This window comes from uncultured Desulfosarcina sp., from assembly GCF_963664155.2.
In the GTDB taxonomy this organism is placed as follows: domain Bacteria; phylum Desulfobacterota; class Desulfobacteria; order Desulfobacterales; family Desulfosarcinaceae; genus Desulfosarcina.
The window spans coordinates 2,336,796-2,361,735 of sequence record NZ_CAXXXH010000001.1 but is presented as its reverse complement, the minus strand read 5'-3'; the positions used below and the strand labels follow the sequence as shown (position 1 = coordinate 2,361,735).

At 55.1% G+C, this 24,940-nt stretch carries 27 protein-coding genes; 15 read left to right on the top strand and 12 right to left on the bottom strand.

From position 1 onward, the window contains the following. Positions 1-45 precede the first annotated feature (45 nt). Positions 46-2,172, top strand: coding sequence for an acetate--CoA ligase family protein (locus tag ACHZBS_RS10815; protein ID WP_319406515.1), 2,127 nt, complete (start codon positions 46-48; stop codon positions 2,170-2,172). A 41-nt stretch (positions 2,173-2,213) separates the two neighbouring features. Here the strand turns inward: ACHZBS_RS10815 and ACHZBS_RS10810 are convergent, their stop codons facing one another. Beyond that, positions 2,214-2,867, bottom strand: a complete 654-nt coding sequence (locus ACHZBS_RS10810; RefSeq protein WP_319406514.1) for a TetR/AcrR family transcriptional regulator — start codon at positions 2,865-2,867, stop codon at positions 2,214-2,216. 143 nt (positions 2,868-3,010) lie between these two features. On the opposite strand from ACHZBS_RS10810, the gene ACHZBS_RS10805 reads away from it, so the two are divergent. Genes ACHZBS_RS10805 through ACHZBS_RS10795 form a run of 3 tightly spaced genes read left to right on the top strand, consistent with a single transcriptional unit; the run spans position 3,011 to position 6,642 of the window. Further along, complete coding sequence (locus ACHZBS_RS10805; protein ID WP_319406513.1) at positions 3,011-3,760, top strand: sulfite exporter TauE/SafE family protein; 750 nt, start codon at positions 3,011-3,013, stop codon at positions 3,758-3,760. Positions 3,761-3,795: 35 nt separating this feature from the next. Further along, on the top strand, positions 3,796-5,235 hold the full coding sequence (locus ACHZBS_RS10800; protein WP_319406512.1) for an aspartate aminotransferase family protein: 1,440 nt from the start codon (positions 3,796-3,798) through the stop codon (positions 5,233-5,235). A gap of 18 nt (positions 5,236-5,253) precedes the next feature. Beyond that, entirely contained in the window at positions 5,254-6,642 is a 1,389-nt protein-coding gene (locus ACHZBS_RS10795) for a hypothetical protein (RefSeq protein ID WP_319406511.1), read from the top strand. 49 nt (positions 6,643-6,691) lie between these two features. Here the strand turns inward: ACHZBS_RS10795 and ACHZBS_RS10790 are convergent, their stop codons facing one another. Both ACHZBS_RS10790 and ACHZBS_RS10785 read right to left on the bottom strand, forming a co-directional pair. Continuing rightward, positions 6,692-7,777 carry a M20/M25/M40 family metallo-hydrolase gene (locus ACHZBS_RS10790; RefSeq protein WP_319406510.1) on the bottom strand — a complete coding sequence of 362 codons (1,086 nt, stop codon included), beginning with the start codon at positions 7,775-7,777 and terminating at the stop codon, positions 6,692-6,694. A 323-nt stretch (positions 7,778-8,100) separates the two neighbouring features. Next, complete coding sequence (locus ACHZBS_RS10785; RefSeq protein WP_319406509.1) at positions 8,101-8,994, bottom strand: DMT family transporter; 894 nt, start codon at positions 8,992-8,994, stop codon at positions 8,101-8,103. A 291-nt stretch (positions 8,995-9,285) separates the two neighbouring features. On the opposite strand from ACHZBS_RS10785, the gene ACHZBS_RS10780 reads away from it, so the two are divergent. Together ACHZBS_RS10780 and ACHZBS_RS10775 are read left to right on the top strand one after the other, a co-directional pair. Further along, on the top strand, positions 9,286-10,260 hold the full coding sequence (locus tag ACHZBS_RS10780; RefSeq protein ID WP_319406508.1) for a TAXI family TRAP transporter solute-binding subunit: 975 nt from the start codon (positions 9,286-9,288) through the stop codon (positions 10,258-10,260). Positions 10,261-10,349: 89 nt separating this feature from the next. Further along, entirely contained in the window at positions 10,350-12,281 is a 1,932-nt protein-coding gene (locus tag ACHZBS_RS10775) for a TRAP transporter fused permease subunit (protein ID WP_319406507.1), read from the top strand. A gap of 111 nt (positions 12,282-12,392) precedes the next feature. Here the strand turns inward: ACHZBS_RS10775 and ACHZBS_RS10770 are convergent, their stop codons facing one another. Genes ACHZBS_RS10770 through dksA form a run of 4 tightly spaced genes read right to left on the bottom strand, consistent with a single transcriptional unit; the run spans position 12,393 to position 15,406 of the window. Further along, positions 12,393-13,457: a radical SAM protein gene (locus ACHZBS_RS10770; RefSeq protein WP_319409079.1), complete on the bottom strand. Its 1,065-nt coding sequence runs from the start codon at positions 13,455-13,457 to the stop codon at positions 12,393-12,395. Positions 13,458-13,459: 2 nt separating this feature from the next. Further along, positions 13,460-14,173, bottom strand: a complete 714-nt coding sequence (gene rnc, locus ACHZBS_RS10765) for a ribonuclease III (RefSeq protein ID WP_319406506.1) — start codon at positions 14,171-14,173, stop codon at positions 13,460-13,462. 5 nt (positions 14,174-14,178) lie between these two features. Beyond that, entirely contained in the window at positions 14,179-15,066 is an 888-nt protein-coding gene (locus ACHZBS_RS10760) for a PHP domain-containing protein (protein WP_319406505.1), read from the bottom strand. Further along, positions 15,044-15,406, bottom strand: coding sequence for an RNA polymerase-binding protein DksA (dksA, locus tag ACHZBS_RS10755; RefSeq protein WP_319406504.1), 363 nt, complete (start codon positions 15,404-15,406; stop codon positions 15,044-15,046). The genes ACHZBS_RS10760 and dksA overlap by 23 nt, the downstream gene beginning before the upstream one ends. Positions 15,407-15,708: 302 nt before the next feature. Here dksA and ACHZBS_RS10750 point away from each other — a divergent pair, with 302 nt between their 5' ends. Further along, positions 15,709-15,945, top strand: a complete 237-nt coding sequence (locus tag ACHZBS_RS10750; protein ID WP_319406503.1) for a hypothetical protein — start codon at positions 15,709-15,711, stop codon at positions 15,943-15,945. A 77-nt stretch (positions 15,946-16,022) separates the two neighbouring features. On the opposite strand, the gene fabD is transcribed toward ACHZBS_RS10750, so the two are convergent. The 5 genes from fabD to ACHZBS_RS10725 all read right to left on the bottom strand — a co-directional run bounded on the left by fabD (position 16,023) and on the right by ACHZBS_RS10725 (position 20,588). Next, on the bottom strand, positions 16,023-16,961 hold the full coding sequence (fabD, locus tag ACHZBS_RS10745; protein WP_319406502.1) for an ACP S-malonyltransferase: 939 nt from the start codon (positions 16,959-16,961) through the stop codon (positions 16,023-16,025). Further along, positions 16,958-18,232 (bottom strand): glutamyl-tRNA reductase, encoded by a 1,275-nt coding sequence (gene hemA, locus ACHZBS_RS10740; RefSeq protein WP_319406501.1) that lies wholly within the window; start codon positions 18,230-18,232, stop codon positions 16,958-16,960. Before hemA ends, fabD begins: the two co-directional genes overlap by 4 nt. 75 nt (positions 18,233-18,307) lie before the next feature. Beyond that, on the bottom strand, positions 18,308-19,129 hold the full coding sequence (ccsB, locus tag ACHZBS_RS10735; RefSeq protein ID WP_319406500.1) for a c-type cytochrome biogenesis protein CcsB: 822 nt from the start codon (positions 19,127-19,129) through the stop codon (positions 18,308-18,310). Between the two features lies 1 nt (position 19,130). After that, entirely contained in the window at positions 19,131-19,808 is a 678-nt protein-coding gene (locus ACHZBS_RS10730) for a bifunctional precorrin-2 dehydrogenase/sirohydrochlorin ferrochelatase (RefSeq protein ID WP_319406499.1), read from the bottom strand. 9 nt (positions 19,809-19,817) lie between these two features. Continuing rightward, the gene (locus ACHZBS_RS10725) at positions 19,818-20,588 is read right to left on the bottom strand and encodes an MBL fold metallo-hydrolase (protein WP_319406498.1); all 771 of its coding nucleotides are present in this window, start codon (positions 20,586-20,588) and stop codon (positions 19,818-19,820) included. A gap of 425 nt (positions 20,589-21,013) precedes the next feature. Here ACHZBS_RS10725 and ACHZBS_RS10720 point away from each other — a divergent pair, with 425 nt between their 5' ends. From ACHZBS_RS10720 to ACHZBS_RS10685, 8 genes are all read left to right on the top strand, one after another. Then, positions 21,014-21,280 carry an AtpZ/AtpI family protein gene (locus ACHZBS_RS10720; RefSeq protein WP_319406497.1) on the top strand — a complete coding sequence of 89 codons (267 nt, stop codon included), beginning with the start codon at positions 21,014-21,016 and terminating at the stop codon, positions 21,278-21,280. Next, the gene (locus ACHZBS_RS10715) at positions 21,255-21,644 is read left to right on the top strand and encodes an ATP synthase subunit I (RefSeq protein WP_319406496.1); all 390 of its coding nucleotides are present in this window, start codon (positions 21,255-21,257) and stop codon (positions 21,642-21,644) included. Before ACHZBS_RS10720 ends, ACHZBS_RS10715 begins: the two co-directional genes overlap by 26 nt. Before the next feature lie 16 nt (positions 21,645-21,660). Continuing rightward, on the top strand, positions 21,661-22,335 hold the full coding sequence (gene atpB, locus ACHZBS_RS10710) for a F0F1 ATP synthase subunit A (RefSeq protein ID WP_319406495.1): 675 nt from the start codon (positions 21,661-21,663) through the stop codon (positions 22,333-22,335). Further along, positions 22,336-23,109, top strand: coding sequence for an ATP synthase F0 subunit C (gene atpE, locus ACHZBS_RS10705; protein WP_319406494.1), 774 nt, complete (start codon positions 22,336-22,338; stop codon positions 23,107-23,109). Next, positions 23,097-23,312 carry a F0F1 ATP synthase subunit C gene (locus ACHZBS_RS10700; RefSeq protein WP_319406493.1) on the top strand — a complete coding sequence of 72 codons (216 nt, stop codon included), beginning with the start codon at positions 23,097-23,099 and terminating at the stop codon, positions 23,310-23,312. The genes atpE (ACHZBS_RS10705) and ACHZBS_RS10700 overlap by 13 nt, the downstream gene beginning before the upstream one ends. A gap of 86 nt (positions 23,313-23,398) precedes the next feature. Beyond that, a complete protein-coding gene (gene atpE, locus ACHZBS_RS10695; RefSeq protein WP_319406492.1) occupies positions 23,399-23,647 on the top strand; it encodes an ATP synthase F0 subunit C in 249 nt (82 codons plus the stop codon). Between the two features lie 98 nt (positions 23,648-23,745). Then, the gene (locus ACHZBS_RS10690) at positions 23,746-24,195 is read left to right on the top strand and encodes an ATP synthase F0 subunit B (protein ID WP_319406491.1); all 450 of its coding nucleotides are present in this window, start codon (positions 23,746-23,748) and stop codon (positions 24,193-24,195) included. 2 nt (positions 24,196-24,197) lie between these two features. Then, positions 24,198-24,776 (top strand): ATP synthase F0 subunit B, encoded by a 579-nt coding sequence (locus tag ACHZBS_RS10685; RefSeq protein ID WP_319406490.1) that lies wholly within the window; start codon positions 24,198-24,200, stop codon positions 24,774-24,776. Positions 24,777-24,940 lie beyond the last annotated feature (164 nt).

The following is a 24,940-nucleotide window of genomic DNA, read 5'->3' as shown; positions in this document are numbered from 1 at the left end:
CGTGGTAATCATTGTTGAGCCTGTCTGTGTTGAGGAGGACTTTTCATGACGAACGATATCGACACCATTTTCAACCCGACGTCCATCGCCATCGTGGGTGCCACCAACCGGCCGCAAAGCGTGGGTCAGGCGGTGGTCCGCAACCTCATTCAGGGCGAATTCCAGGGGGTACTCTACCCGGTGCACCCGGTCCTGAAATCCATTTTCGGCGTCAAGGCCTATAAAACCCTTGGCGATATACCGGACCCGGTTGACTTGGTCATCATCATTATCAAACCGGAGATGGTGCCCGCCCTGATGGAGGATGCCGCCCAAAAGGGAATTTCCAGCGCCATGGTGATCACGGCGGGTTTCAAGGAAGTCGGCGGGCAGGGGGTCGTCCTGGAAAAGCGCATCCAGGCGGTGGCCGCCTGCCACAACATCCGCCTGGTGGGCCCCAATTGCCTGGGGGTGATCAATACCGCCGCCGATGTGCGCATGAATGCCAGTTTTGCCCGCAAAATGCCCCGGCCGGGCAACATCGCCTTCATCTCCCAGTCCGGAGCCCTGTGCACGTCGGTCCTGGACTACGCCGAGGGGCGCAAGATCGGGTTTTCCAAGTTCATCAGTTTCGGCAACAAGGCGGATGTCAACGAAATCGACTTGTTGCGCTACCTGGGGGAGGACCCGGCAACCAAGGTGATTTGCATGTACCTGGAAGATCTCTCCGCCGGGCAGGAGTTTATCCGGGTGGCCAGCGACATTTCGTGGAACAAGGGCAAGCCGATCCTGGCGGTCAAATCCGGTACTTCCTCGGAAGGCGCCCGGGCGGCGGCCTCCCATACCGGATCGTTGGTGGGGACGGATTCGGCCTACGATGCCATCTTTCTGCAAAGCGGCATCCAGCGGGTGGAAGGCGTCAACGAGCTGTTCCACTACGCCATGGCATTTTCCCGCCAGCCCCTGCCCAAGGGACGACGCATCGCCATCGTAACCAATGCGGGGGGGCCGGGCATCATGGCCACGGACGCGGCGGTGCGTCACGGCCTGCATCTATCCACGTTCTCCCCGGAGACCGAAGCCCGGCTCAAGCAATTCCTGCCGCCTACCGCCAACATCCACAATCCGGTGGACGTAATCGGCGATGCCACCCATGAGCGATACGAAATTGCATTGAAAACCGTCATGCAGGATGAGAACGTGGACGGAGCCATCGTTCTGCTGACTCCCCAGGCCATGACCGACATCCTGGAAACCGCGCAGATCGTTCCCAGCGTGGCCAAGGGGGTTGACAAGCCCATTCTCTGTTCGTTCATGGGCATCGTGGACGTCTCGGAAGGGGTCGCCCACTTGGAAACCAACGGGATTCCCAACTACGTCTTTCCCGAGGCGGCCTCGCGCACCATGGCGGCCATGGCCCGCTTTGGCGAGCGGCTGGCGATGGGCAACCGGGTCTTGCCGGAGCTGGCCTGCAACCGCGATCATGCCGCCAGTCTTATTCGTGCCAAACTCAACGGCAACCTGAAATGCTACCTGCCGGAGAAGGAGGCTGCCGACCTGCTTGACAGCTATGGCCTGCCGCTTCTGGCCAGCCGCCTGGTGACCAGCCCGGAAGGCATCGATGCGGCCGTTGAAAGCATCCGCTTCCCCGTGGCCATGAAGATCGTTTCCCGGGACATCGTCCACAAGGTAGACGCCGGGGGCGTCAGGCTGAACATCGCCGACGCGGCCCAGGCCAGGGAAGCCTTTGGTCAGATTTTGGAGAAAGGGAGGTGTTACAACCCGGATGCCCATATCGACGGGGTGCTCATGCAGGAGATGGCCGGCAAGGGAGTGGAGGTGATCATCGGATGCGCCAGAGACCCCAAATTCGGTCCCATCGTCATGTTCGGGCTGGGTGGTACCCTGGTGGAAGCCATCAAGGATGTTACGTTTCGGCTGGCCCCCATGCACATTGCCAGCGCCGAGAAAATGATTCGTTCCATCAAGACCTTCAACGTGCTCCAAGGTATCCGCGGCAACCCGCCGTCGGATCTGGAGGCCATTAAGACGTGCATTCTGCAGGTGTCTACCCTGGTGGCCAATCATCCGGAAATCAGCGAACTGGATATCAATCCGTTGATCGTTTATCCCGAGGGCAAGGGCGCCGTGGTGGCCGACTGCCGGATCATGCTGCGGGCCGCGGATGCATGACCCGCCGGCTCTGTTGTGCAGGCGCTCGGCCATCGAGGCGGTCAGGGTCGCAAGCCCCGCTCGATCATCTCCACAAACCGATCGAACAGACCCTCGCGGCTGATACCGAAGGCGGCGTCGAAATGCTCCCGACGCATATGCAGAATTTTCATCACGCCGACGATCTGGCCCCACAGGATCAGCATCAGTTGTTGCGGGGTCAGATCGTTTCTCACCCTGCCGGCATCCATTCCCACGGCGATGGCCGCCGTCACGAGGCTGGCGATCGTCTCGGAAACCTGCTGGCAACTTTCCCGGTGGCTGTCCGGGTCCGTACAAGCGGTTCCGCCATGGTAAACAAAGTATCGGCTCTCGTAGATCATGATCAGGTCCAGGTATAGCGGGTGGTCCACGGAAAAGGTGAAAAATGCGCCAGCCAGTTCCCTGAGACCTCCGCCGATGGCGCCGGCTTTGTCGAGCGCATCTTTCAGCGCCGCGCGCAGGCCTTCCAGCCCCCGCAGCACCACCGCCAGAAATAGATCCTCCTTGTCCTTGAAATAGAGATAGAGGGTGCGCTTGTTGTACCCGGCCGCCTCGGCGATGGCCGGCAGGGTCGCTCCGTCGTATCCGTATTTGAAGAAGACGGCCTCGGCCATATCCACGATGCGTATTCTACGCTGTTCCTGCTCCCAGACTTTTCGGTCCGAACTGTCCATGGCGCTTCTTCCTTTGGGCAAAAAATCCGTTGATCGGGGACTTTTGATTTGACAATAACTGATAGTGAATGATAATTCATTATGGTGAATAAAACGACACCTTGTTGAATATCAAGTTTCCCTGTTTGCCGTCAAGGCCCAAGATGAACGAATCGTTAACGCTGGTGCTCTTTTCTTCCGTCGTGGTGGTCCTGGCCGGCTATGTGCGCGGATACGGCGGATTCGGATTTTCCATGATCACGGTGGCGGCCCTATCGCTTTTTTCCGCACCGGTTCAGGTGGTGCCGGTGGTTTTGCTTCTGGAGGTGGCCGCCAGTTTGTTCCTCCTGCCAGGGGTCTGGCGCCACGTGAACTGGCCGGACCTGTCATGGCTGCTGATGGGGATGGCGGTGGGCACGCCTCTTGGGGTCTGGATACTTGGAAACGTTTCACCGGAACCCATGAAAATGGCGGTAGCGATGATCATTTTCATGCTGGCCCTGATGCTGCGTCAGGGTTTCGTGGTCAAACGGCGGTTGAACCGGTCGGAGACGATGGCCGCGGGACTGGCCTCCGGTGTCCTCAACGGTGCGGCGGCCATCGGCGGACCACCGGCCATTCTTTTTTTCTTCTCATCGCCGATCGGCGCCGTTGTATCGCGGGCCTCGCTGATCACTTTCTTTCTGGCCACGGACATCCTGGCCGCCGGAACGTGCGCCGCTGGCGGCCTCATGACCGTCGGCCACGCCCGACGGGCCCTGATTCTTGCCCTTCCCATGGTTGCCGGGCTGGTTGTGGGGAAACATGCCTTCATGCGGGCACCTGAAGATACCTTTCGAAAGCGGGTGCTGCTTTTCCTGATGCTGCTGTCTCTGCTGATGATGCTGCGGGCGGCAAAGGGGGTGTTCGCGTGACCGCTTTTTACTAAAACCATGCATAGGAGTGATTCATGGAGATTGCCGGAACGGGAATGACAAGGGAGGCCATATTCGAACGACTTGCCGAATTTCGCAGGAACGACATTAAATGGCAGGAAGGCCGCACCTACGGATACATTTTTGATCCGGGAAAAGCGACCCTGGAGGTGGGCAAAGCCGCCTACAATGAATTCCTCTCGGAAAACGGGTTGGATTTCACGGTGTTTCCAAGCCTGCTGCGCCTGGAGCGGGAGTTGGCCGCATTTGGGGCGCGCCACCTGCGCGGTGACGACCAGGTGGTGGGTAACTTTACCTCCGGCGGCACCGAAAGTATCATCTTGGCGGTGAAGGCCGCCCGTGACTGCTACCGGGAAAAACGTCCGGATATTGCCGCACCGGAAATGATTCTGCCGGCCACGGCGCACGCGGCGTTTCACAAGGCGGCCCATTACCTCGATGTGAAGGCGGTGACCGTATCCGTCGATCCGGAAACCTTCCGGGCCGATGTTGAAAAGGTGAGGGGGGCCATCAACGCTCGTACCATCATGATTGTGGGATCGGCACCGTCCTACGCCCACGGGGTGGTCGACCCCATTGCGGATCTTGCCGCCCTGGCAAAAGAAAATGATTTATGGATGCACACCGATGCCTGCATGGGTGGGTTTTTGCTTCCCTATTTCCGCCGCCTGGGCGAACCAGTGCCGGATTTCGATTTCAGTGTTCCGGGCGTCGATTCAATCTCCGTGGATCTTCACAAGTATGCCTATACGCCCAAAGGAGCATCGCTGGTCCTATATCGGAACAAGGCATTGCGCAGGCACCAGATCTTTGCCTGTTCCGGCTGGATCGGTTATACCATCGTCAACAACGCCGTGCAGAGCAGTAAATCCGGCGGACCCATGGCGGCGGCCTGGGCGGTCATCAACTATGTGGGAGACGAGGGCTACCTGGAGATCGCCCGGAAAAAACTGGCTGCCGTCAAGAAGATCGCTGAGGGCATCGGACGGATTGACGGCCTGCGGCTGCTGACGCGCCCGGATATGTGCCTGATCTCATTTATATCGGACGAGGTGAACGTTTTTCATATTATCGATGAAATGAACCAGCGGGGATGGTATATTCAGCCATCGCTTTCCTTTGACAACTCGCCGGCGCACATTCACCTTTCCGTCAGCGCCTCCAATGTGGGCTGGGAGGACGAATTGCTGAAAAACCTGGCCGAATGCGTCCAAATCGCGCGGACCCTGCCGGAGGGAGAGTTGACCGGGTTGATCAAAGGGAGTCTGGAAGGAGTGGATCTGTCGGCCATTTCGGATAAAGAGATAATGGGGATGATGGCTGCGGCCGGGATTAAAGACGGTTCCCTGCCCAGCCGCATGGCCGACATCAACGGCGTCCTCGACGCCATGCCGGCCCAGGTCCGGGAAAAAATCCTCACAGCCTTTGTCAATGATATGTTTTCTCAACCCTAAATCAATAAGGAAAGCGCCATGAATACCCCTTTCCCTTTTGACGGCATGTTGGCCTTCGCCTTCCTGTCGGTGCTCCTGTTGGTAGGCGTCGGCCTGCGGTCCAGGGTCGGGTTCTTCCAGCGCTTCCTGGTGCCAAGCTGCCTCATCGGGGGTGTATTGGGACTGGTGCTCATGCACACGGGCATTCACGGTATTGAAACCGCCACCATCGAAGCCTTTGCCTATCATTTTTTCAATATTTCCTTTATTTCCGTGGGATTGACCCGGGACGACAACGACCGGGAACACAAGGTAAAAACACAGATGATCAAGGGCCCGGCCTGGATGGCACTGATGCAGGGACTCACCTTTCCCATGCAGGCGATCCTGGGAGGATTGCTGGTGATCCTGTTGGGTTGGTTCGGCCTTAAGCTTTTTCCCACTTTCGGCTTTTTGGTTCCCCTGGGGTTTAACGAGGGGCCGGGACAGGCCCTGTCCATCGGCAAAGTATGGGAGGGCGTCGGATTTGCCGATGCCGCCACGATTGGACTGACCTTTGCCGCGGTGGGTTATTTTTTTGCCTTTTTCGTTGGCGTGCCGCTGGTGAACCGGGGCATCCGCAGCGGACGGGCCACCTTCGGCCCCCAGCAGATTCCCAGGGATTTTCTCACTGGCATTCTCGATCCACAGGGGACTGCGGAATCTGCCGGCCGGTTGACCCTTCACTCGGGAAATGCGGAAACCCTGGCCTTTCAATTGGCCCTGGTGGGTGGCGTATACGGAATCACCTACGGAATTATCGCCTTTCTCGGCGGTTTATTACCTGGGGACGTGGCCGGAATGCTCTGGGGGTTCTTCTTCTTTTTCGGCCTGGGCGTTGCTCTGCTGGTCAAGTGGGCCATGGCGCGGCTGGAGATCCACTATCTGGCTGATGCCGGCGTGCAGCGCCGGATTACCGGCTTTTCCGTTGATTACCTGATTGTTGCCACGGTGGCAGCCATTGAATTGAAAATCGTATGGGAATACCTTCTGCCCATCAGCCTGATGGCCCTGGTCAACGGGGTAATGACCACGCTGCTGGTGGTATATTTTGGCCGGCGCCTCTCCGCGTACAGTCTGGAGCGCACGGCCGCCATATACGGTGTCGTCACCGGCACGGTGTCCTGCGGTCTGCTCCTGCTGCGCATCGTTGATCCGGATTTCAAAACACCGGTCGCCTATGAGATTGCAGTCATGAACGTGTTTTCCCTGCCGGTGGTCGGGGGGTGCACTGTCCTGGTGAACGGTCCCCTGTGGTGGGGGTGGCCTCTGTGGGCGGCCATACTTGTTTTTGTAGGCATCATGGCCGTCGCCCTGATCCTGATGAAGCTGTTGGGACTGCTTAATGGCGCATCCCAGGCTGAAATCGTCGGACCACCTCCCCAATGATGGTTTCCGTTCGGCAGGCCGGTGACCGCGATCAATTAAAAGGAGTCCTTTATAGGGGATTTTCACGGATGTCGGTCAAAAATCGGTCCAGAATATCGTAGAGCCGGGAAATGCTTTGGATCTCCACGTGTTCATCCGTGGAATGCTGGCTGCTGTTGCCGTCGGCGCCCCACACGATGCCCGGGATGTTGAACTGGGTCAAAAAGCGTGCATCGCTGGCACCGTGGGCGATGCCGGTACGGGTGTCCGTGGAGAGAGCCAGCAGCCGATCGAGGTAGGGTGACCCGGGGCTGATGAACAGGGGTTCGCGCTCCTCCGTGATCACCTTGCCGGATACCGCCGCACCGATTCGCTGGATCAGGTCGTCCACATCGTCATTTTCGGTGTAGCGGATATCGAATGTGGCTTCAGCATGGTCGGGCACTTGGTTGACCGAGTCCCCGGCATGGATTATCGACAGATTCATGGTGCGATGCCAGTGTTCCGGTTCCGTCAGCCCTTCGAAGAATCCCTTTACGACGCGGCAATCGTCCATCAGCCGTTCGATGGCGTTTTCTCCCTGCCAGGGCCTTGCCCCGTGGGCCGTTTTCCCGTCGGCAACAACCTTGAGCCGCAAGATTCCTTTTTCCTTGACCACGATCTTATCCACGCGGCCACCGTCCAAGGCGATGCAGAAGTCGCAGGTTATCCCGCCGAGGGAGCTGCGGGCACCATGGTAGCCCCCGACCTCTTCGTCGCCGGTGATCAGCACACCCAGGGGCACCGTGCTGTCGTCCAGGCCCCGGCGGCGGTTGGAATCAATGCGATTTTTCAGCAGGATCATGGAAAGCGCGGCGGCGTACTTGTCATCGATGGCGCCGCGGCCGTAGAGTCTGCCGTCCTTTTCGAAGGGTTCGAACAGCGGATCGGTGGCGTTAACCACGTCGACATGGGACATCAGCAAGACGGGGGTCTGCCGGGGTGTCGAAAGCGTACTCACCGATGGAACGCCGTCGTGTTCCATGAAGACGCAGGGGATATCATGCTCCTTAAACCATGTTTCGATGAACCGGGCGCAGCGTTGGATCTCTTCGGGTCGGGTGTGGGTGGATTTAAAGCGGATCAGATCCTTGGTCAGGTCGACGATCTCCTGCACGGTGGCAGATGGTTTGTCAGTTGGGGTTTCGATGGTTATTCTCCTTAAATGGGACTGAATAGGGCGGTCGGCACGTCCTTTGTCCGGCCGGGGGATTGTGTCCGTCGTCGTGGTTCACGCTTATCCGATGAATCAATTTAACGCATAACCGGGTGGCCTGTAAATGGTTGCTTTTGCTTGACCCCATCCCTGATATGGTCAAAACCCGGTTCGGGTACAGCAGTCATGCCGATCAAAGAGACGATTGACTTCCACGATGAAGATTCGTGTAGCACGCTATCGGTCTTTCTTGCGGGAGCGCTGGCGGATTTGACCGATTTTTCCTATGCCTTCCGGCCGCTGGTGGCTCCCAGGTAGATAGCCGACAGGGCCAGGATTACGCCGACCCACGCCAAGGCCGATGTGGTCCTGTTGAAGAACAGGACATCCCAGATAAAAGACAGCGACGGCTGAAGCAACAGGACCAGCCCGGCAACGGCGGCGGGAATCCAGGGCAGGGAGCGGGTGATGAGCAGCCAACCCAATGTCTGGCACATCAAGCCCAGCGCCACCAGCGAGAGCCCGCTTTGAAGATCGGGGATGGAAAAAGAGTTACCGGTCCGGACCATTTCCAGGGCGAGGTAGAGTGCCGTGGAAAAAGAGACGACCATCAGGCTGAGGGCCGCGGACGGCTTCGACGTGTGGGATTGCAGTTTACGCAGGACGATCAGGAATCCGGTGTAAAAAAACGCCGTTGAAAGGCCATAGCCGATGCCGATCCGGTAGTCCGGGCTCAACTGCTCCCAGCGAAGACCGACGATCATGAACAGCCCCGCGACCGCCAGGGGAACGGACAGGACAAACCGCAGATTCAGCCGTTCCCCGAACAGCAGCACACCGACCGCCGGGACAAGAAACACCTCGAAGTTGCCTAAAATGGTGGCCAGTCCCGGTCCCACATGGACAATGCTGCGGTGCCAGGTATACAGATCCAGGGCAAAAAAGATGGCGGCGAGCAGCGATAGCCCGAGGCAGTGCCACCCCCGCCACAACTTTTCACGGCGGACGAGCAGGATGATCAGCAGAAAAAGCCCACCGAAAAAGACCCGGTAAAATGCGGAGACCGTGGGCGGGACATGAGCCAGCTTAACCCACACTGCGGAAAAACTGATCATTATGGCGCCCAGCGTGGTTCTCCATAGGGCATGGTTTAATGACCGGGTGTTGTCAGCGGGCATGATGCCTTTTCTTTCAATGATGGGGTGATGTGAATTATGGCTTTTAGCAGGATTCACTCCTTATTCGCAACCGTTATGCCATTGACAGTCCGATGCTGTTACCTCAGCGGCACGTGATCGTCGGGTGGTCTGTTTTGTAAGAAAAAGTATTACACGATAATCAGAAATACCCCAATTGACCCGGTTTCCATGCCTTGTTAGTCTGTAAATCATCCGAAAAGTTTTCTGATGCTCTGCGGCGGCATTTTCTATCCGCCACGGATAACCCCACTTACCCAGCAGGAGGAACGAATGAGGAAAAATTTTTTTACCGTTGCTATCGGTGTCTGTGCAGTTCTGATGATGACGATGGCCTTCTCGGCCGATGCCAATGCCAAAGCCATTTATAAATTCGGCGGCGGGCCTGCCGGAGGTACTTTTCAGTTCATGGCCGGAGGCATCTCCACCTACCCGCCCGTGAAGGACATCAAGGAGTTCAGGGTGCTGGCCGGCGCTTCCGGCGGCAGTGTCGAGAATATGAGAAAAGTCGATTCCGGGGCCTACGCCTTTGGCGTGGTTTATTCCGGCCACGTTTATCTTGGCCTCAACGGCCGGATGAAAAATGACCCGAAGAAATATGAAAACGTGATGGCAGTTTCATATTTTTATGGCGCGCCCGCTCAGCTGGTTGTGAAAAAAGGCGGCGGGATAAAAACAGTGAAAGACCTCGAGGGCAAAAAAGTGGGTGTGGGCAACGCCGGTTCCGGTGCCTTTGCCAACTGCGAACTGTTTTTCACCCACATGGGCATCTGGGACAAGATCGAACGAAACGCCATGGGCTACAACGATGCCGCCGCCGCTTTCGGCAACAATCAACTGGACGCCTTCTGGCTGTTCACCGCTTTTCCCAGCGGGGCGGTGGTCATGGCCGCCCAGCAGAACGACATCGAAATGATCGATCTGAATGCCGAAGCCGAGGCCAGCGGATTTTATGCCAAATATCCTTACTTTGCCAAATTGAAGATTCCCGCCGGGACCTATAAAGGCGTGGACAGTGACGTTCCCTCCTTTCAGGACTCCGCCCTGTGGGTGGCCAACAAAGATGTTCCCGCGGACGTCGTCTACACGCTGCTTTCCAAGATCTACACCCCTGAAGGGCTGGCCCACATGGTCAACGTGAAGAAGACCGCCAAGGCCATGAGCATCGAATCAGGCATCACCGGTATTGTCACCCCGCTGCATCCGGGTGCCGAGAAGTTCTGGAAAGAAAAAGGCATATTGAAATAAACCCAGCCAATATGGGGCCGACGGTTTAAGCCGCGGCCCCTTTTCAAATGCTTGCAGAATAACCTCCTATCAACAAGGCAGGGGCCGCCGTGTACGATCAACTCAAGCGATTCGAACAAATTGTTTTCGATGTTCTTTCGGTACTGCTGGTTTTGTTTTATTCTTATGCTGCCGTGGTCCAGCCGGCATCCACCCAGTACCACCGGGGCATTTACGTCATCATCACCTATGTACTGGTGTTTCTGCTGTACCAATCCAAATCAAAGGTGATGCGGGTGGTGGATTACATCCTGATCCTGCTCTCCATCATCTGCATCGGCTACTGGATCCTCAACTTCGAAGCGATCAACTACCGGACAGGCGCGGAAAATGCGATGGACAAGACCATCGCCGTGGTCGGGGTGCTCATCGGCATCGAGCTGGCCCGGCGGGTGGTGGGCAACGCCTTTGTGATCATCGGTACGGTGATGCTGCTGTATGGCGTCTATGGCCCCTATGCCCCGGATCTTTTCGCCCATCCGGGGGACACCTTTCCCAACCTGTGCACCACCATTTACTACATGAGTGACGGGGTTTTCGGCATTATGGCCAACGTGTTGGCTACCTACGTGATTCTGTTCGTCCTGTTTGGCGCCTTCCTGGAAAAAAGCGGCGCCCAGAAATTTTTCATCGACTGGCCCCTGGCCGCGGTGGGACACAAAATCGGCGGCCCGGCCAAGGTGTCCGTTATCGCCAGCGGCCTGTTCGGCTCCATTTCCGGCAGCGCCATCGCCAATACGGTCTCCACGGGAACCTTCACCATTCCGATGATGAAAAAGGCCGGTTTCCGGCCCCATATCGCCGGCGGCATCGAACCGGCGGCTTCCATCGGCGGCATGTTCATGCCCCCCATCATGGGTGCCGGCGGGTTCATCATGGCTGAGCTGACCGGTGTGCCTTACTCGCATATCATGCTGGTGGGCATCTTCCCGGCCGTCATGTATTTTTTCAGCGTATTCTGCATGGTGCACTACGAAGCCAAGATGCACAACATCGTGGGCGAGCGATCCGAACACAGCGCCATGGAGATCCTGAAAAAAGAGTGGTTCTTCACCATGCCGCTGATCGTCATCACCATCTTCATGCTGACCGGCTACTCACCTGGCTACTCGGCCATCCTGGGTTTGGCCACCTGCATCATCGTCAGCTACAAGTACCAGGACACCCATATCGACTATACCCTGGCCGTGGTCATGGCCCTGGTCCTGACCACGCAGCTGATATCGCTGCTGCTCAGCAAGACCGTCGGACCCGAGGCGGGCAGAAGTTTCAACCATATGGTTTCCGAAAGGGAAATGGTGTTTGCCGGCATCGCTCTATGCGTGATCTGGTATGCGATTAAAAAAGAACATCGCCCGGCCATTCGTTCAGGGCTCAAACGGTTTGTGGAGTCCTCCCGTTCCGGCACGGAAAACAGCCTCAAGATCGGCGCCACCATCGGGGTCATCGGCATCATCATCGGCGTATTGACCTTTACCGGCCTGGTGCTGACCTTTGCCGACATTGTCATCGAGCTGGCCGGCGGATCGCTGGTGATGACCATCTTTCTGATCGCGCTGGCCTCCCTGGTTCTCGGCATGGGCGTGCCGGTCACGGCGGCTTACCTGATTACGGCCGTGGTGGCCGTACCGGCCCTGACCCATCTGGGGGTCAACGAAATCGCCGCCCACATGATCGTCTACTGGCTCTCCCAGGATTCCAACATCACCCCGCCGGTGTGCATTGCCGCCTTTGCAGGGGCGACGATCGCCAAGGCCAACATGTGGCGAACGGCCTTTGCCTCGTTCAAATTTGCCAAATTTCTCTATCTGGGGCCGTTCTTGTTCGGCTATGTCCCGGCCTTCTCACTAAACGGCAGCGCCATGGATATCGTCAAGGCCTTTGTATTGATTATCATGGGTACCTGGCTCTATTCTTATATTCTGAGCGGGATTTGGATCAAACAGATCATCGGATTGTTCAAGAAAGCCCCGGCCGCCTGATCGACCCCTGGAAGATGCGTTCACTCAGTTAACTTCAAATCCAAAAAACCCCCGCCTTAACGGGCGGGGGTTTTTTTTGGACAAAAAAAGGGCGTTACCGAATACCGGTGCCTATGGGAGGGCAACTTGTTGTTCAGCGACCACCAGAAGGTCTTTCGCCTGATATTCATCTTGGAGCAGGGCTATCTTTTTGATGTCAAAAGCGCTTTTCAACCGGCAGATGTTTTGTTTGTTCAGACCTTGAACGCGGGAAACCATGCTGGGATGGGCGGATATGGTCAGGGGGTCCGGCCGTTTTTCCATCCTGTCCAGTGCGGATGAAATGGCATCGAAAACGATTTCTCCGTGCACCAGGTGGCCGAAGGCCGGGTGGTAGGGACCGGCAATAAAGTCGTTCGCCCGGGTCAATCCGTCCGAGGCCTGAAGTCCCATGCGGACCACCGGTATGTCGTGGGATTTAAAAAAAAGGTAGAGTCGTTTTACTAGCGTGACACAAGATGCCAGCGCCATGGGATGATAGCTGCCGCCGCTCAATCGTCCGGCAAGCAGACTGCCTTTGAGGACCAGGGTCGGATAGATTCTGACAAAATCCGGCCGCAAGGCGGCAATCTGGTGGGCCGTTTCCATAGCGCCGTCGTCGTCATCTTCCGGAAGCCCCACCATCATCTGCAGGCCCAATTTATAGCCCCGTGCTTTTAACAGTCCTGCCGCGATCACCGTATCTGCTGCCCGGTGCCCCCGTCCGGCGGCATCGAGGATCCGGTCATTCATCGACTGAACGCCTAACTCAACGGTGGAGACCGCGAACGGTTCCAGCAGACCCAGGGTTTCCTGACTGATGGTGTCCGGTCGGGTGGAAAAGCGAATGCTGTCCACAGCGTTTGTCCGCACAAAGGGCAGGGCTGCCTGCAGCAAAGAGAGGATGGTCGCTTTTTCGAGACCCAGGAAGCTGCCACCGAAAAAGGAGATCTGAGTGGTGGAAGGCAGTTTCTTTCCGTATTTTAAAAAACGGTTCACTTCCTGTTGGATCTGCTCCGGAGACGGCGTCTGTGCGGCTTTGCCGGTAATGGCACGTTGGTTGCAAAAAATACACTGGTGGGGACATCCCATGTGGGGGATGAATATAGGGATGATCAGGGGTCGTCCGGCAGGTCCAGTGTCGCCTCGGATTTCCATGGTCAAGCGGATCGATCCAACCGATCAAGGCCTGCCCTGGCGGCTTCCTGCTCAGCCATTTTCTTACTTTTTCCATCGCCTTCGGCAGTGATCCCGGCTACGGTCATCCGAACCCTGAAGGTTTTGTCGTGGTCCGGGCCGATCTCATCGACGACCTGATATATAGGCACTTCGTGGTAGGTCGACTGGACACGCTCCTGAAGCATGCTCTTGTAGTCGGTTTCATAGCGTGGATGGCTGACGTTGCGAAGCCGTTCCCGAAATTGATTTTCCACAAACCTGAACGCGGCGTCGAATCCGCCATCAATATAAATGGCGGCGATCACCGCCTCTGTCGCATCCGCCAGAATCGAGTTTTTTTTCCTGCCGTCGGTCAGTGCTTCCCCTTTTCCCAACAGCAGGTGGGGGCCAAGGCCGATCTCCCGGGCAATGGCGGCAAGTTCGGTTTCATTGACCAGCTGCGCCCGGTTTCTGGAGAGCTCCCCTTCGGCCAGATCGGGGTATCGTTTCATCAACAGATGACTGATGGACAGGTTCAGCACGGCGTCGCCTAAAAACTCCAGGCGTTCATTGCTGGCGATGTTCGGCTGGGGCTGCTCATTGACAAAGGAGCTGTGGCGAAGGGCAGCGGTCAGCTGTTCGGGGCTGTTGAACCGGTACCCGAGAGCACATTCCAGGTCGTCCCGGGTGGCGTTTTCGGGAGTCGGGTCATCCATACTTATCACCCCAGGTGTTCCATCAGATTTTCGTAGAGGGAATAGGGAACATGAAAGCCACCTTTACCAACGCCCATCTGGATCCCGGGGGTAATGGCACCATGAAAGTCAGTCCCACCGGTGATCAGAAGGTTGTGTTTGGTGGCCAGCTGGAAATAATGGGCTGTTGCTTCTTCAGGGTGCTCGGGATAGACGGCCTCGATACCTTCAAGCCCCATGTCCATGAGGGTCAGTAGAAACGGCTCAAAGGTGTTCAAATCAGTCACGCCATTCAGATACGGGTGGGCAAGCACCGCAACCCCACCCGCGGTTTTAATAGCCTCAATGGCCTCTTTCATCGGCACGCGGTGTTTTTCGACGTATGCAGGTCTGTTTTTTCCTAAAAACCGGTCAAATGCGTCGTCAATTGAATCAGCCAGTCCTTTTGCGACCAACATTTGGGCAATATGGGGACGTCCGGCCGTGGCGTCACCGACGACCATGGACAATTCCTCCATGGTCACATCCATGCCCAGCGTGTTGAGCCGTTCGATTATCTGGGGGTTCCGGTTTTCCCGGGAGGATTGAAGGACGGCCAGCAGGTTATTCAGAGGTACATCGAAAAGATTTAACCCGTATCCGAGAATATGGACGCTGCTTCCCGATGGATATCCTTCGGGAGCCCCCGCGCTGATTTCAATTCCGGTGAGAAATTCAAGGCACTTTGGAATCCCGAAAGCCAGGGCTGCGGCTGAACCGGCAAGGGTGTCGTGGTCAGTAATTGAGACGGCTTTCAGGCCGAGCCCAACCGCCATCTCCAAAATTTCGGGTGGTGCAAGCGTACCGTCAGAAGCTGTTGAGTGGACATGCAGATCGATACCGGCATGTGGGTCAGATGCCAAGGGCTTTTTCAAAAGCCTCCTCTTTGGTCTTGCAATCGATGCACTGGGTGGTGACCGGTCTTGCCTTGAGTCGTTCAATAGAAATGTCTTCACCACATTTTTCGCAGACACCGAAGGTGTTGTTTTCGATCCGATCAAGTGCTTTTTTTACTTTTTTGATCAACTTGTGCTCACGATCACGAATCCGCAACATGAAGTTTCGATCCGATTCCAGCGTTGCCCGATCCGTGGGGTCCGGAAACGTCTCTTTCTGTTCCGTCATTCCCGAAACGGTTTCGCCGGCATGGCTCAGCAGTTCCTGCAATCGCTTGTGAAGGAGCTCTTCAAAAAATTTTTGATCTTTTTTGTTCATCGCTCAATCCTGCCAAGGTGAAGGTTGCTATTTTAAACAAAAAAGAAACCTAACACATGGAGATGGGCATGTAAAGTGCTTTTGTGTCAGCGGTGCTGAGTCCGACTGTCTCAATTTAAATTAATATTCAAACAGTTAACTGAATCTATGGGGTCAATGCCGCACAGGATGATGCTCATTTTCAACTATTGGAAAGACCCGGTGGGTATCTTTTTCTTGAGTCCTGCCGACAAATCTTTTAAGAATGATGAGAATAAAAATCGTTTTTTCTTGTTAAACCCATTAACCAAGGAGAGCTCTGCATGACCGGGTCAAAAAGTGCCTATGAAACCGATTATCGGACGGTAACCATTAAAACCATTGATGGTTCAACGGTTCAGGGAAAAGTGAACATCTCACCCAATCAACGGGTTTCCGACTTGCTGACACTGCAAAAGGGACCGTTTCTGGTGGTTGTGGATACCAGCTACATGGACTGTAGAGGTAAAACCCTGTTCATCAATAAAGCCCACATCGTTTGGATTGAACCCGAAGATTGACGACTGCTGAAATCAGAGATGGCAACTCCACTGCGCATCGGCGAGGTTGCCATCTTTTTTCAGTCGCGTTTTCGACTTCAGGACAGTTCTGAAACCAGGGCCTCCAGCGTTTTCAGATTGCTGGCATTGAATACGCGATGATCATAATCTGAAGGAATAATTTTTTTAAGCAAGCCGGCCAGCACTTTTCCCGGACCCACCTCTACGAACACCTCTACCTTTTCCGACACCAGTCGACGAATCGTATCGTACCATCGCACCGGACTGCACAATTGCAGGGCCATGTGCCGTTGGATTGTTTTAGGGTCTTTGCAGCTGTCAGCGGTGACGTTGTGAATGAGCATGTGGGTCGGTGAACCAAATTGAAACGTGTTCAGAAAGGCGGTGAATTCCTCTTCGGCACCCTTGATCAGGTCGCTGTGCCAGGCACCGCTCACCTTGAGAGGGATTGCCCGGGCACCTTTTGATTTGGCCGCTTCCGAAACTGCCGTCACCGCATCGGGGGCTCCGGTGATGACGATCTGCTGCTCGGAATTGTGATTAGCTACGGAAACCACTCCCGCTTGACGGCAGGTGTTGACCAGCGCCTCTACTGCCGCGATATCCAAACCCACAATGGCGTTCATGGCGCCTTTGTGTTTCAACGATTCCCGATGCATCAATTCTCCCCGCTTAAGCACCAGGCGAAGGGTTTCGGTCATGGAGACAATTTTGGCGGAAGTCAGTGCACTATATTCCCCCAGACTATGTCCGGCGGAAAAATCGCAGGGGATGCCGGACCGTTGAATGGCGGCCAGGCAAGCCAGGTTCACGGCCGTAAGGGCCGGTTGAAGGGTGACGGTTTCCGTCAAGGTTTCCAGCGGGCCTTTAAAGCAGTATTGGGAAATATGGGCGCGCGCGATGTCATCGGCAGCGTCAAAGATTTCCCTGACAAAATCATATTCCTGAAACAAGTCTTGTCCCATGCCTACCGATTGAGAACCCTGTCCGGGAAACAAGAAGGCAATTTTTTTCAATGGTTATCCTCCAGGTTGAAGAGTTTCCGGGTCAGGTCCAAAGCAGCGGATTTATTGCCACGGCAGCCATCTTTTTTTAGAAAATCGGTGGGTCCGTGGAGAATTTTGTTCACCAGGGCGCCCGTCATGCGTTCGATGGCCTGCTTGTCGATGTCAGAGAGGTGGCTCATTGTCCCCAGGGTTTTTTCCAGCTCCTGCCTGGCGATGGCTTCCACTTTGCCGCGCAGTGAGACGATGGTCGGCACCACCTCGAGGGTGTCGACCCATTTTCGAAACCCGATCACCGCTTCATCGATAATCCGCTGCGCTTTTACGGCCTCCCGGTTTCGGTCTTCGATGTTTTCATCCACGATGCCCGTTAGGTCGTCAATATCGTAAACGTAGGCATTGTTGATCCGGTTGATGTCCGGATCGATATCTCTGGGAACGGCGATGTCGATGAAAAAAAGACTTCGGTTGCGGCGACTTTTCATGGCTTCTTTGATCTGATCTTTGCGAAGTACGTAATCGGTGGCGCCGGTGGAACTGATGACGATGTCCACGTCTTTGATGCAGCTGATTATTTCTTCGAATTTAATCGCTTTTCCACGGAAGCGGTCAGCCAGTTCAACGCCCCTGGAAAAGGTGCGATTGGCCACGGTAATGGTGCCGGCCCGGTTGCGGATCAGGTGTTCGACGGCCAGTTCGGCCATTTCCCCGGCACCGACCAGCATGACTCGCTTGCCTTCAAGATCGCCGAAGATCTTTTTGCCCAGTTCGATCGCAGCGTAGCTGATACTCACCGCGTGATCGCCGATACCGGTTTCCGTGCGAATTTTTTTGGCCACGAAAAAGGTTCGGTGGAGCAGTTTGTTAAGGATTACGCCGGAGGTTTTTTCCACGGTGGCTTTCCGATAGGCCTCCTTCATCTGGCCGAGGATCTGAGGTTCGCCTACCACCATGGAATCCAAACTGGCAGCCACCTGCAAGGTGTGGCGGACGGCTTCGTCGCCGACATACTGATAGAGGGACTTCTCAAACTGGGAAAGCGGGACTTTCTTGAATTCGGAAATGAACTGTTTGGCATGGGTTACCGCCGCTTCACGTTCATCGACGGCCATGAGCAGTTCGATCCGGTTGCAGGTGGAAAAAAGCACCGATTCTTCGATAGTCGGGTTGTCGCGGAGCATCATCAGCGCCTGGTCCGTTTCGTCGGCCGTAAAGGCGATGCACTCCCGAACGTCGACAGGGGCGGTTTTATGATTCAATCCAAGCAGTACAATATCGCGCATAGTTCATTATCGCTGTCGGTCCGCCGCTTGCTTCACCCGAGGCAGAAGGGACCCTGTTTTTAACATTTTACCGGCCTACATGGCCGTAAAGGTTCCGTGGTGACCCTGCAGCAGGAAATTGACGCCGAAAAAGGTGAAGAGCAGGACGCCGAAGCCGATGATGGCCATGACAGCGGCCCGCCGTCCTCGCCACCCGACGGTCAACCGCTCATGGAGCAGTGCTGCGTAAAACAGCCATGTGATGGCGGACCAGACCTCCTTGGGGTCCCAGCTCCAGAATCTCCCCCAAATGGCTTTGGCATAAACGACACCGGTGATTAGACCAATGGTAATCATCGAGAATCCTACGACGATGCTGGCATAGCCGGTGGTGTCCAGCAGGTCAAGCGATGGCAGGCGGCTGAAGAAAAATCCCCGGGTTTTCTTTTTGATGGCGTTTTCCTGGAGCAGATACAAGATGCCCAGACCGCATGCCAGGGTAAAAGCCGCATTGCCCAAAAAGATGGTGACGATATGGGCGGCCAACCACCAGCTTTTTAAGAGCTGAGGGTCATGGGCTACCGGCCTGGGCATCTGGTAGGCAACGATCATCACCAGGGTAATTAACGGCGCGGCATAAATTCCAAGTATTTTAAGTTTATATTTGAAAAAAAAGATCAGAAATACCGCCGCGATCGCCCAACCCGTGACCGAGAGGGTCTCATGGAGGTTATTGACCGGAAAGTTGCCTGCCCGGATACCGCAGGCCACCAGGGAAACCGTGTGCAGGGAAAACCCTGCGGCCATGAATCCGATGGCCGACCGCTGGAGGATCGATTTCTGGAAAAAAAGATAGCCGAAATAGCATGCACAGCTGAACATGTAAGTGATGGTGGCAATGATGAAAACTGACTCCATGTCACTCCTGGGGCTGCCGGTTGGATGGCATTATTTGTTGATATCGGTAGCCAGGGCCCAGAACCTTTTTCAGCAACTGGTCAATCTGGGCAATTTTTTGGGATTTGACCAGCGCAAGCAGGCCCCCGTCGATCAGCTGCTCGAACAGGGGCTTGTGCACCTCCGGTTCATGCGCATCGGCCAGCAGTTTGTTTCGGATAGCGCCCATCAGATCCAGCAGGATTCCATATTCGGGCCCGAACTGGGTTTCGAGACGTTTGCGGATATGTTTGGCAAAGGCGGGGCTTTTCCCGGCAGTGGAGATCGCCAGCACAAAGTCGCCGCGCCTGACAATGGCCGGGAGGATGAAATTGCAGATTTCCGGCCGGTCGGCAATGTTGCACAGCAGGTTGCAGCGCGCCGCGTCGGTGCTGATCTGCCGGTTCAGCGTTTCGTCATCGGTGGCGCCGATGATCAGAAACATGCCTTCCACGTCAGAGGACCGATAGGGCCGCTGTTTCAGGGTGATGACTTTTTTAGCGGCCAGCTGCGCAACCGCCGGAGAGACCTCAAGGCTGACCACGGTCACCACGGCGCCACATTGAACGAGGGTGTCCACCTTCCGGGCGCCTACCCGTCCAGCGCCCACCACCAAGCATCGCCGGCCGTTGATGTCAAGATTTACCGGATAGTACCGCATGTCCACCACCTATAGGGTCAGGGTCATCAGGTCCCGCGCCAGAACAATCAGCCCATTATAGGTGCTTCGGCATTGATTTTCAATGTCGGTGTTTTCGCATGCCGGATAAAAATGGGTAAGCACCAACCGCTTGACATCGGCCGCCTGGGCTATTTTCCCGGCAAGTGCGGGGGTGAGATGGCCATCGACTTTCTGATCATCGGGAAAGGCTGATTCGCAGATCATTAGATCTGCGTTGACTGCGATAGCGGTCAGACTGTCGCAAACGTCGCTATCCCCGGAATAGACCAATATCTTACCATCGGTATCGCCAATGCGGTAGGCCAGGCTTTCCGGCCGGTGAGCCACAGGCATGGAGGAAACGGTAAATGATGAAAACACGCGATGATCAGCATTTTGTGTGTCGAGTTCAACTACCGTGAACATCCCGGGGGGCAGCACAATCCAATTTCCGTAAACCGTTTTAAGGCGTTCGAAAAAGGATCGGAACCCCTGTCCCGCGATAATGGTCAGGGGTTGTTTCTGGGAGGATGGTGCCGGATATTTCAAAGCGAACAGAAAAGATGCCAGTTCGCCACTGTGGTCCGGGTGAAAATGGCTGAGAAAGAGGTAGGATATATCGAATATGGAGACATCGACTTCCAGCAGGCGACGCATGGTCCCCGGCCCGCAGTCGAAAAGCAGGTTTTCCCCGCCGGTTTTCATCAAAAAAGAGCAAGGGTTGCGCACCAGCGAGGGCACACAGGTTCCCGATCCCAGAATGGTGATTTGGCTTTTCATGGTTGTTGCGTTTGCCTGCAAAAGGGGGTCGTATCCATAGGTCCGCAATCGTATGCTGAACCTGAAAAGAATACAACCGGAAGATATCGGGAAATGGTCAAAAAAATCGGCTTGCCGGGTGCCTGAAAAAGAGGCCACATGGCTTTGCTTTGCTTTTCTCGGTTAGTCGGTCGGATGTTGCCGCGCAATCATGGTGCTTGACAATGCTGAATTGTATTTGTTATTTCTGCCGCTATTCGAAAACTATCGGTAATCTAAAAAATCCAGCCGGTGCAGCAATTTATGTTCAATCAACCACCGGTCCGGGTAAGTTCTTTTCGCTTCAGTGTCCGACGAATTTTTCAAGCTTTTGATAGACCCCGTCCGACCCGCTGACCGCTGGCGGATAATAAAAGAAGATCGATGAATCGATACGGGAACGCTGTTTGTTCGACTATAAAAAAAACAGAGACTGGGCAGAAAATTTGACCCTTGTCATGCAGCTGGGGCTGACCATGGCCGGCTGCATCGTCTTTTGTTTCTTTGTAGGGCACTATCTGGATAAATGGTTGGGATTCCGGGGAGTATTCACCGCAATTTTCATTTTCCTCGGCATCGCCGGTGGCGCCAATGTCTGCTATCGACAGATACTGGAAATCACCGAACCGAAAGACAAGGCAGATCCTGATGGAAACGGACACAACGGTTTTTGACATACAAAAAAAATATGGCTCGCGGGCGTTGGTGCTTGCCATTGGTGCCGGTCTCCTTTTTCTTGCCTTGGGCCAACAAGGGATTTGCCGTGGATTGGTTCTTGGCGGGGTTTTCAGCGCCGTCAATTTTGCGATCATGGGCCAGTTGATACGCTTCCGTATCAGGGACAATCGCAAGGCGGCTACCCGGCAATCTCTGCTTTCCCTGCTGCTGCGTTATGCGCTGCTGGCGATCCCGCTCGTTTTGGCCGTGCGGTCCGACCGGTTTAATTTTCCAGCCACGGCAGTCGGTCTATTCATGGTTCAACTGGTGATCATGGTCGAACATGGCTCCCGGTTGATCTTCACTGCTGTCAAACACTGAACCAAGGGCACGATACATGGGAGAACTCGGAAGGATTCATCAGCTGATCATACCGGTTTTCGGCTATTCCATGACTTTCAACCTCGAGGTCATTCTCATGACCTGGATCGCCTTTTTTGTGCTTTTTGTGCTTGCTTTTTTTATGGCGCGCAAACGGGGCATGGTGCCGGGATCCATGCAGGTGTTCGGGGAACTGCTCGTTTCCAATCTCTACAAACTGACAGAAGACGCCTTGGACAAGGATCTGGCCAAAAAGTACGGCCCCTTGATCTGTGCACTTTTTCTGTTTTTGCTGGTGTCCAACTGGCTGGGAATCGTCCCTCACCTGGATGAGCCCACCAAGGACCTCAATACCCCCTTGAGCCTCGGCATGATGGGTTTTGTTATCGCCCATGTCGCCGGGATACGCAAAAAAGGGTTTAAAAACTATGTCAGCGAGTATTTTCAGCCGATCTTTTTCATGGCGCCGCTGAATATCATCGGCGAGTTTGCCAAGATCGTCTCCATATCCTTCCGTCTGTTCGGCAATATCATGGGCGGGTCGATCATCATCCTTGTGGTCTCTTATCTCACCTACAGCATCTTGCTGCCGCCTTTTCTTAATGCATTTTTCGGCATGTTCGTGGGTACGATTCAGGCGTTCGTTTTTACAATGCTAACAGTTGTATACATCTCAGTCCAGGTGAAATAGATGATGGATCTCGATGTTCAGACCTGGGTTAAGGTCGCCGCGTTTGCCGGCGGGGGTATTGCCATGGGGCTGGGTGCGGTTGGCGCTGCCATCGGCGAAGGGTATACCGCTGCCCAGGCCAATCTGGCCGTTTCCAGAAACCCGAAGATTTCTGGAGAGATCTTCAAAAACATGCTCGTGGGGCAAGCGGTAGCCGAATCAGCTTCCATTTTTGCCTTGGTGGTTGCGATCCTGCTCCTGTTCATGGACAAGGGAAATCCGACGCTGCTCAAAGCGGCCGCCCTTTTCGGCGCCGGCGTCAGCATGGGATTCGGGGCTATCGGTTCGGGTATCGGGTCCGGGTTTCCCGGAGGCCAGGCCTGTCTGGGACTTTCCCGCCAGCCCGCGGTATCCAACAAGCTTACCACCAACATGCTTATCGGATCCGCCGTTTGCCAGACCCCGGCGATCTTCTCCATGGTGGTGGCGCTGATGCTTCTGTTCATGGATTTTTCCAACGCACCCCTTCACCCCACTTGGGCGGCGCTGGTGGGGGCAGGCCTGAGCACGGGGCTGGCTGCCATCGGTTCGGGATACGGCGGTGGCATGGCTGCCGGGGCCAGCTGCGAGGGGGTTGCCCGTCAGCCGGAGACGGTGGCAAATATTACAACCATTATGCTGGTGGGCCAAGCGGTGGCTCAGACGCCATCCATTTTCGGATTGCTGGTTAGTTTTATCCTGATGTTCAAACCTTTCCCGAATCCATGCAGCTGCAAGCAGCCATGGCGCTGCTGAGTGCAGGACTTTGCACGGGCCTTGGCGGCATTGGACCGGGCCTGGGCAACGGCATGGCGGCGGAAGGCGCCGTTCGCTGGGTGGCCCGCAACGTCACCCATGCGGCCGATCTCATGCGGATCATGCTGGTGGGCCAGGCCGTCTCCCAGTCCACGGCCATCTATGCGATGGTGGTCAGCCTGGTGTTGATCTTTGTCTTGTAGGTTTAAGGATTTCGGCGACTTTCCGGTCGCTTCGCTCTAATATTTTCAAATACATGATGATAAAACGGTAACCGAGGAGGAGTATTATGGCCATCGAAGGTGTAGACATTGTAAAAGCGGCAGCATTTTTAGGAGCAGGTATTTCCATGGGGCTAGGCGCAATCGGTCCCGGTGTGGGAGAAGGAATGGTGGCCGCCAAAGCGTGCGAGGCCATCGGCAAGAATCCCAAGGAAGCAGGACTGTTGACCCGAACCATGCTGGTGGGCCAAGCTGTCTCCGAATCGACCGGCATCTATTCCCTGGTTATTGCGCTGTTGCTGCTGTTTGTGGTTTAGTGGACCATCTCTGACGCCGGTATTTTCGGATCTGTCTCAACCTGCCGCCCAGGCATAAGAAACCTGGAACGGCAAATATTCAACAGAGAGCGTCCACCATGGAAATTATTGCGACTACCTCGCTGATCAGTATCAATGAGACCTTTTTCGTTCAGTTGGTCTCCTTCCTGATATTTCTTTATGTTATGAACCGGATTATGTTCCGTCCGCTGCTTAGCACCATTTCCCAGCGGAAGGAGTTAATCTCCGATTTCCAGAAAGATATCCTTTCAGGGAAAGAAGATCTGGTTCGGATAGGCAAAGCTTTTGACCGCGAGCAGGCCAAGGTCATCCAAGAGGCCCATAAAGTTGTTCTTTCCATTGAAGCAGATGGGGATCATCGGGCCTCGGAAATCTTGGAGGAGACACGGCAACAGATTTCAGAATTGAGGCATGAAACGGAGACCCGGGTAAAAGATCAATTACGGCAGGCTCGCATGGAATTGGCCGGAGAGGTGGAGGCCATTACTTTGACGATCATGGAAAAAGTGCTTCATCGGAGGCTGTAATTATGAGGTTGACTGATAGAGCAGGTGCGCTGTGCGTCACCATCCTCTTTGTGGGATTTTTTATGGTGGCGCTTCCTGCAGCTGCCCAGGCCGCTGACGCCCAATGGAGACCCGCCTACGACGTGGCCATGCGTTGGGTAAACTTTATCATCCTTGTTGCAGTGATCGTAAAATATGCCAGAGAACCCATCAAAGATTTTTTGAGGCTCCAAAAAAGTGACATCGTTGCCGAAATTGGCCAACTAGAAAAAGAAAAAGCCAGGATTATTAGTGAAATCAAGGCTGTAAAGCAAAAAGGGATTGAAAACCGGGCCCACTTCAATGAGTTGAAAGATCGACTGATCGCCCAGGGAGAGACCCGCAAGCAGCAGATCGTGGAACAGGCCAAGCAACAGAGTAAAATCATGATGGAAGAGACTCGGCGTAAGATGGAAAACCGGATAGACCAAGCCAAGGGGGTCCTCAAAATGGAGTTGCTAAATATGGCCATCGATCAGGCAATGGTAAAGCTGCCAAGCGTAATGAACTCTGGAGACACTCAGCATCTTTTGGATGATTATATGAGCAGTCTCCATAACTGAACGAATCCCCATCACACCTAAGGGACTCGCCTTTCATACCCATTCGTCGGTTTTTCTTTGCAGCTTGACAGCGCCACCATTTTTCATTAGGAGACCCTCGGTTCTTTTTTCGTCACACCAACCACTATCAATCGCCGTTTTGGGACATAACGGGCAGGACGGGA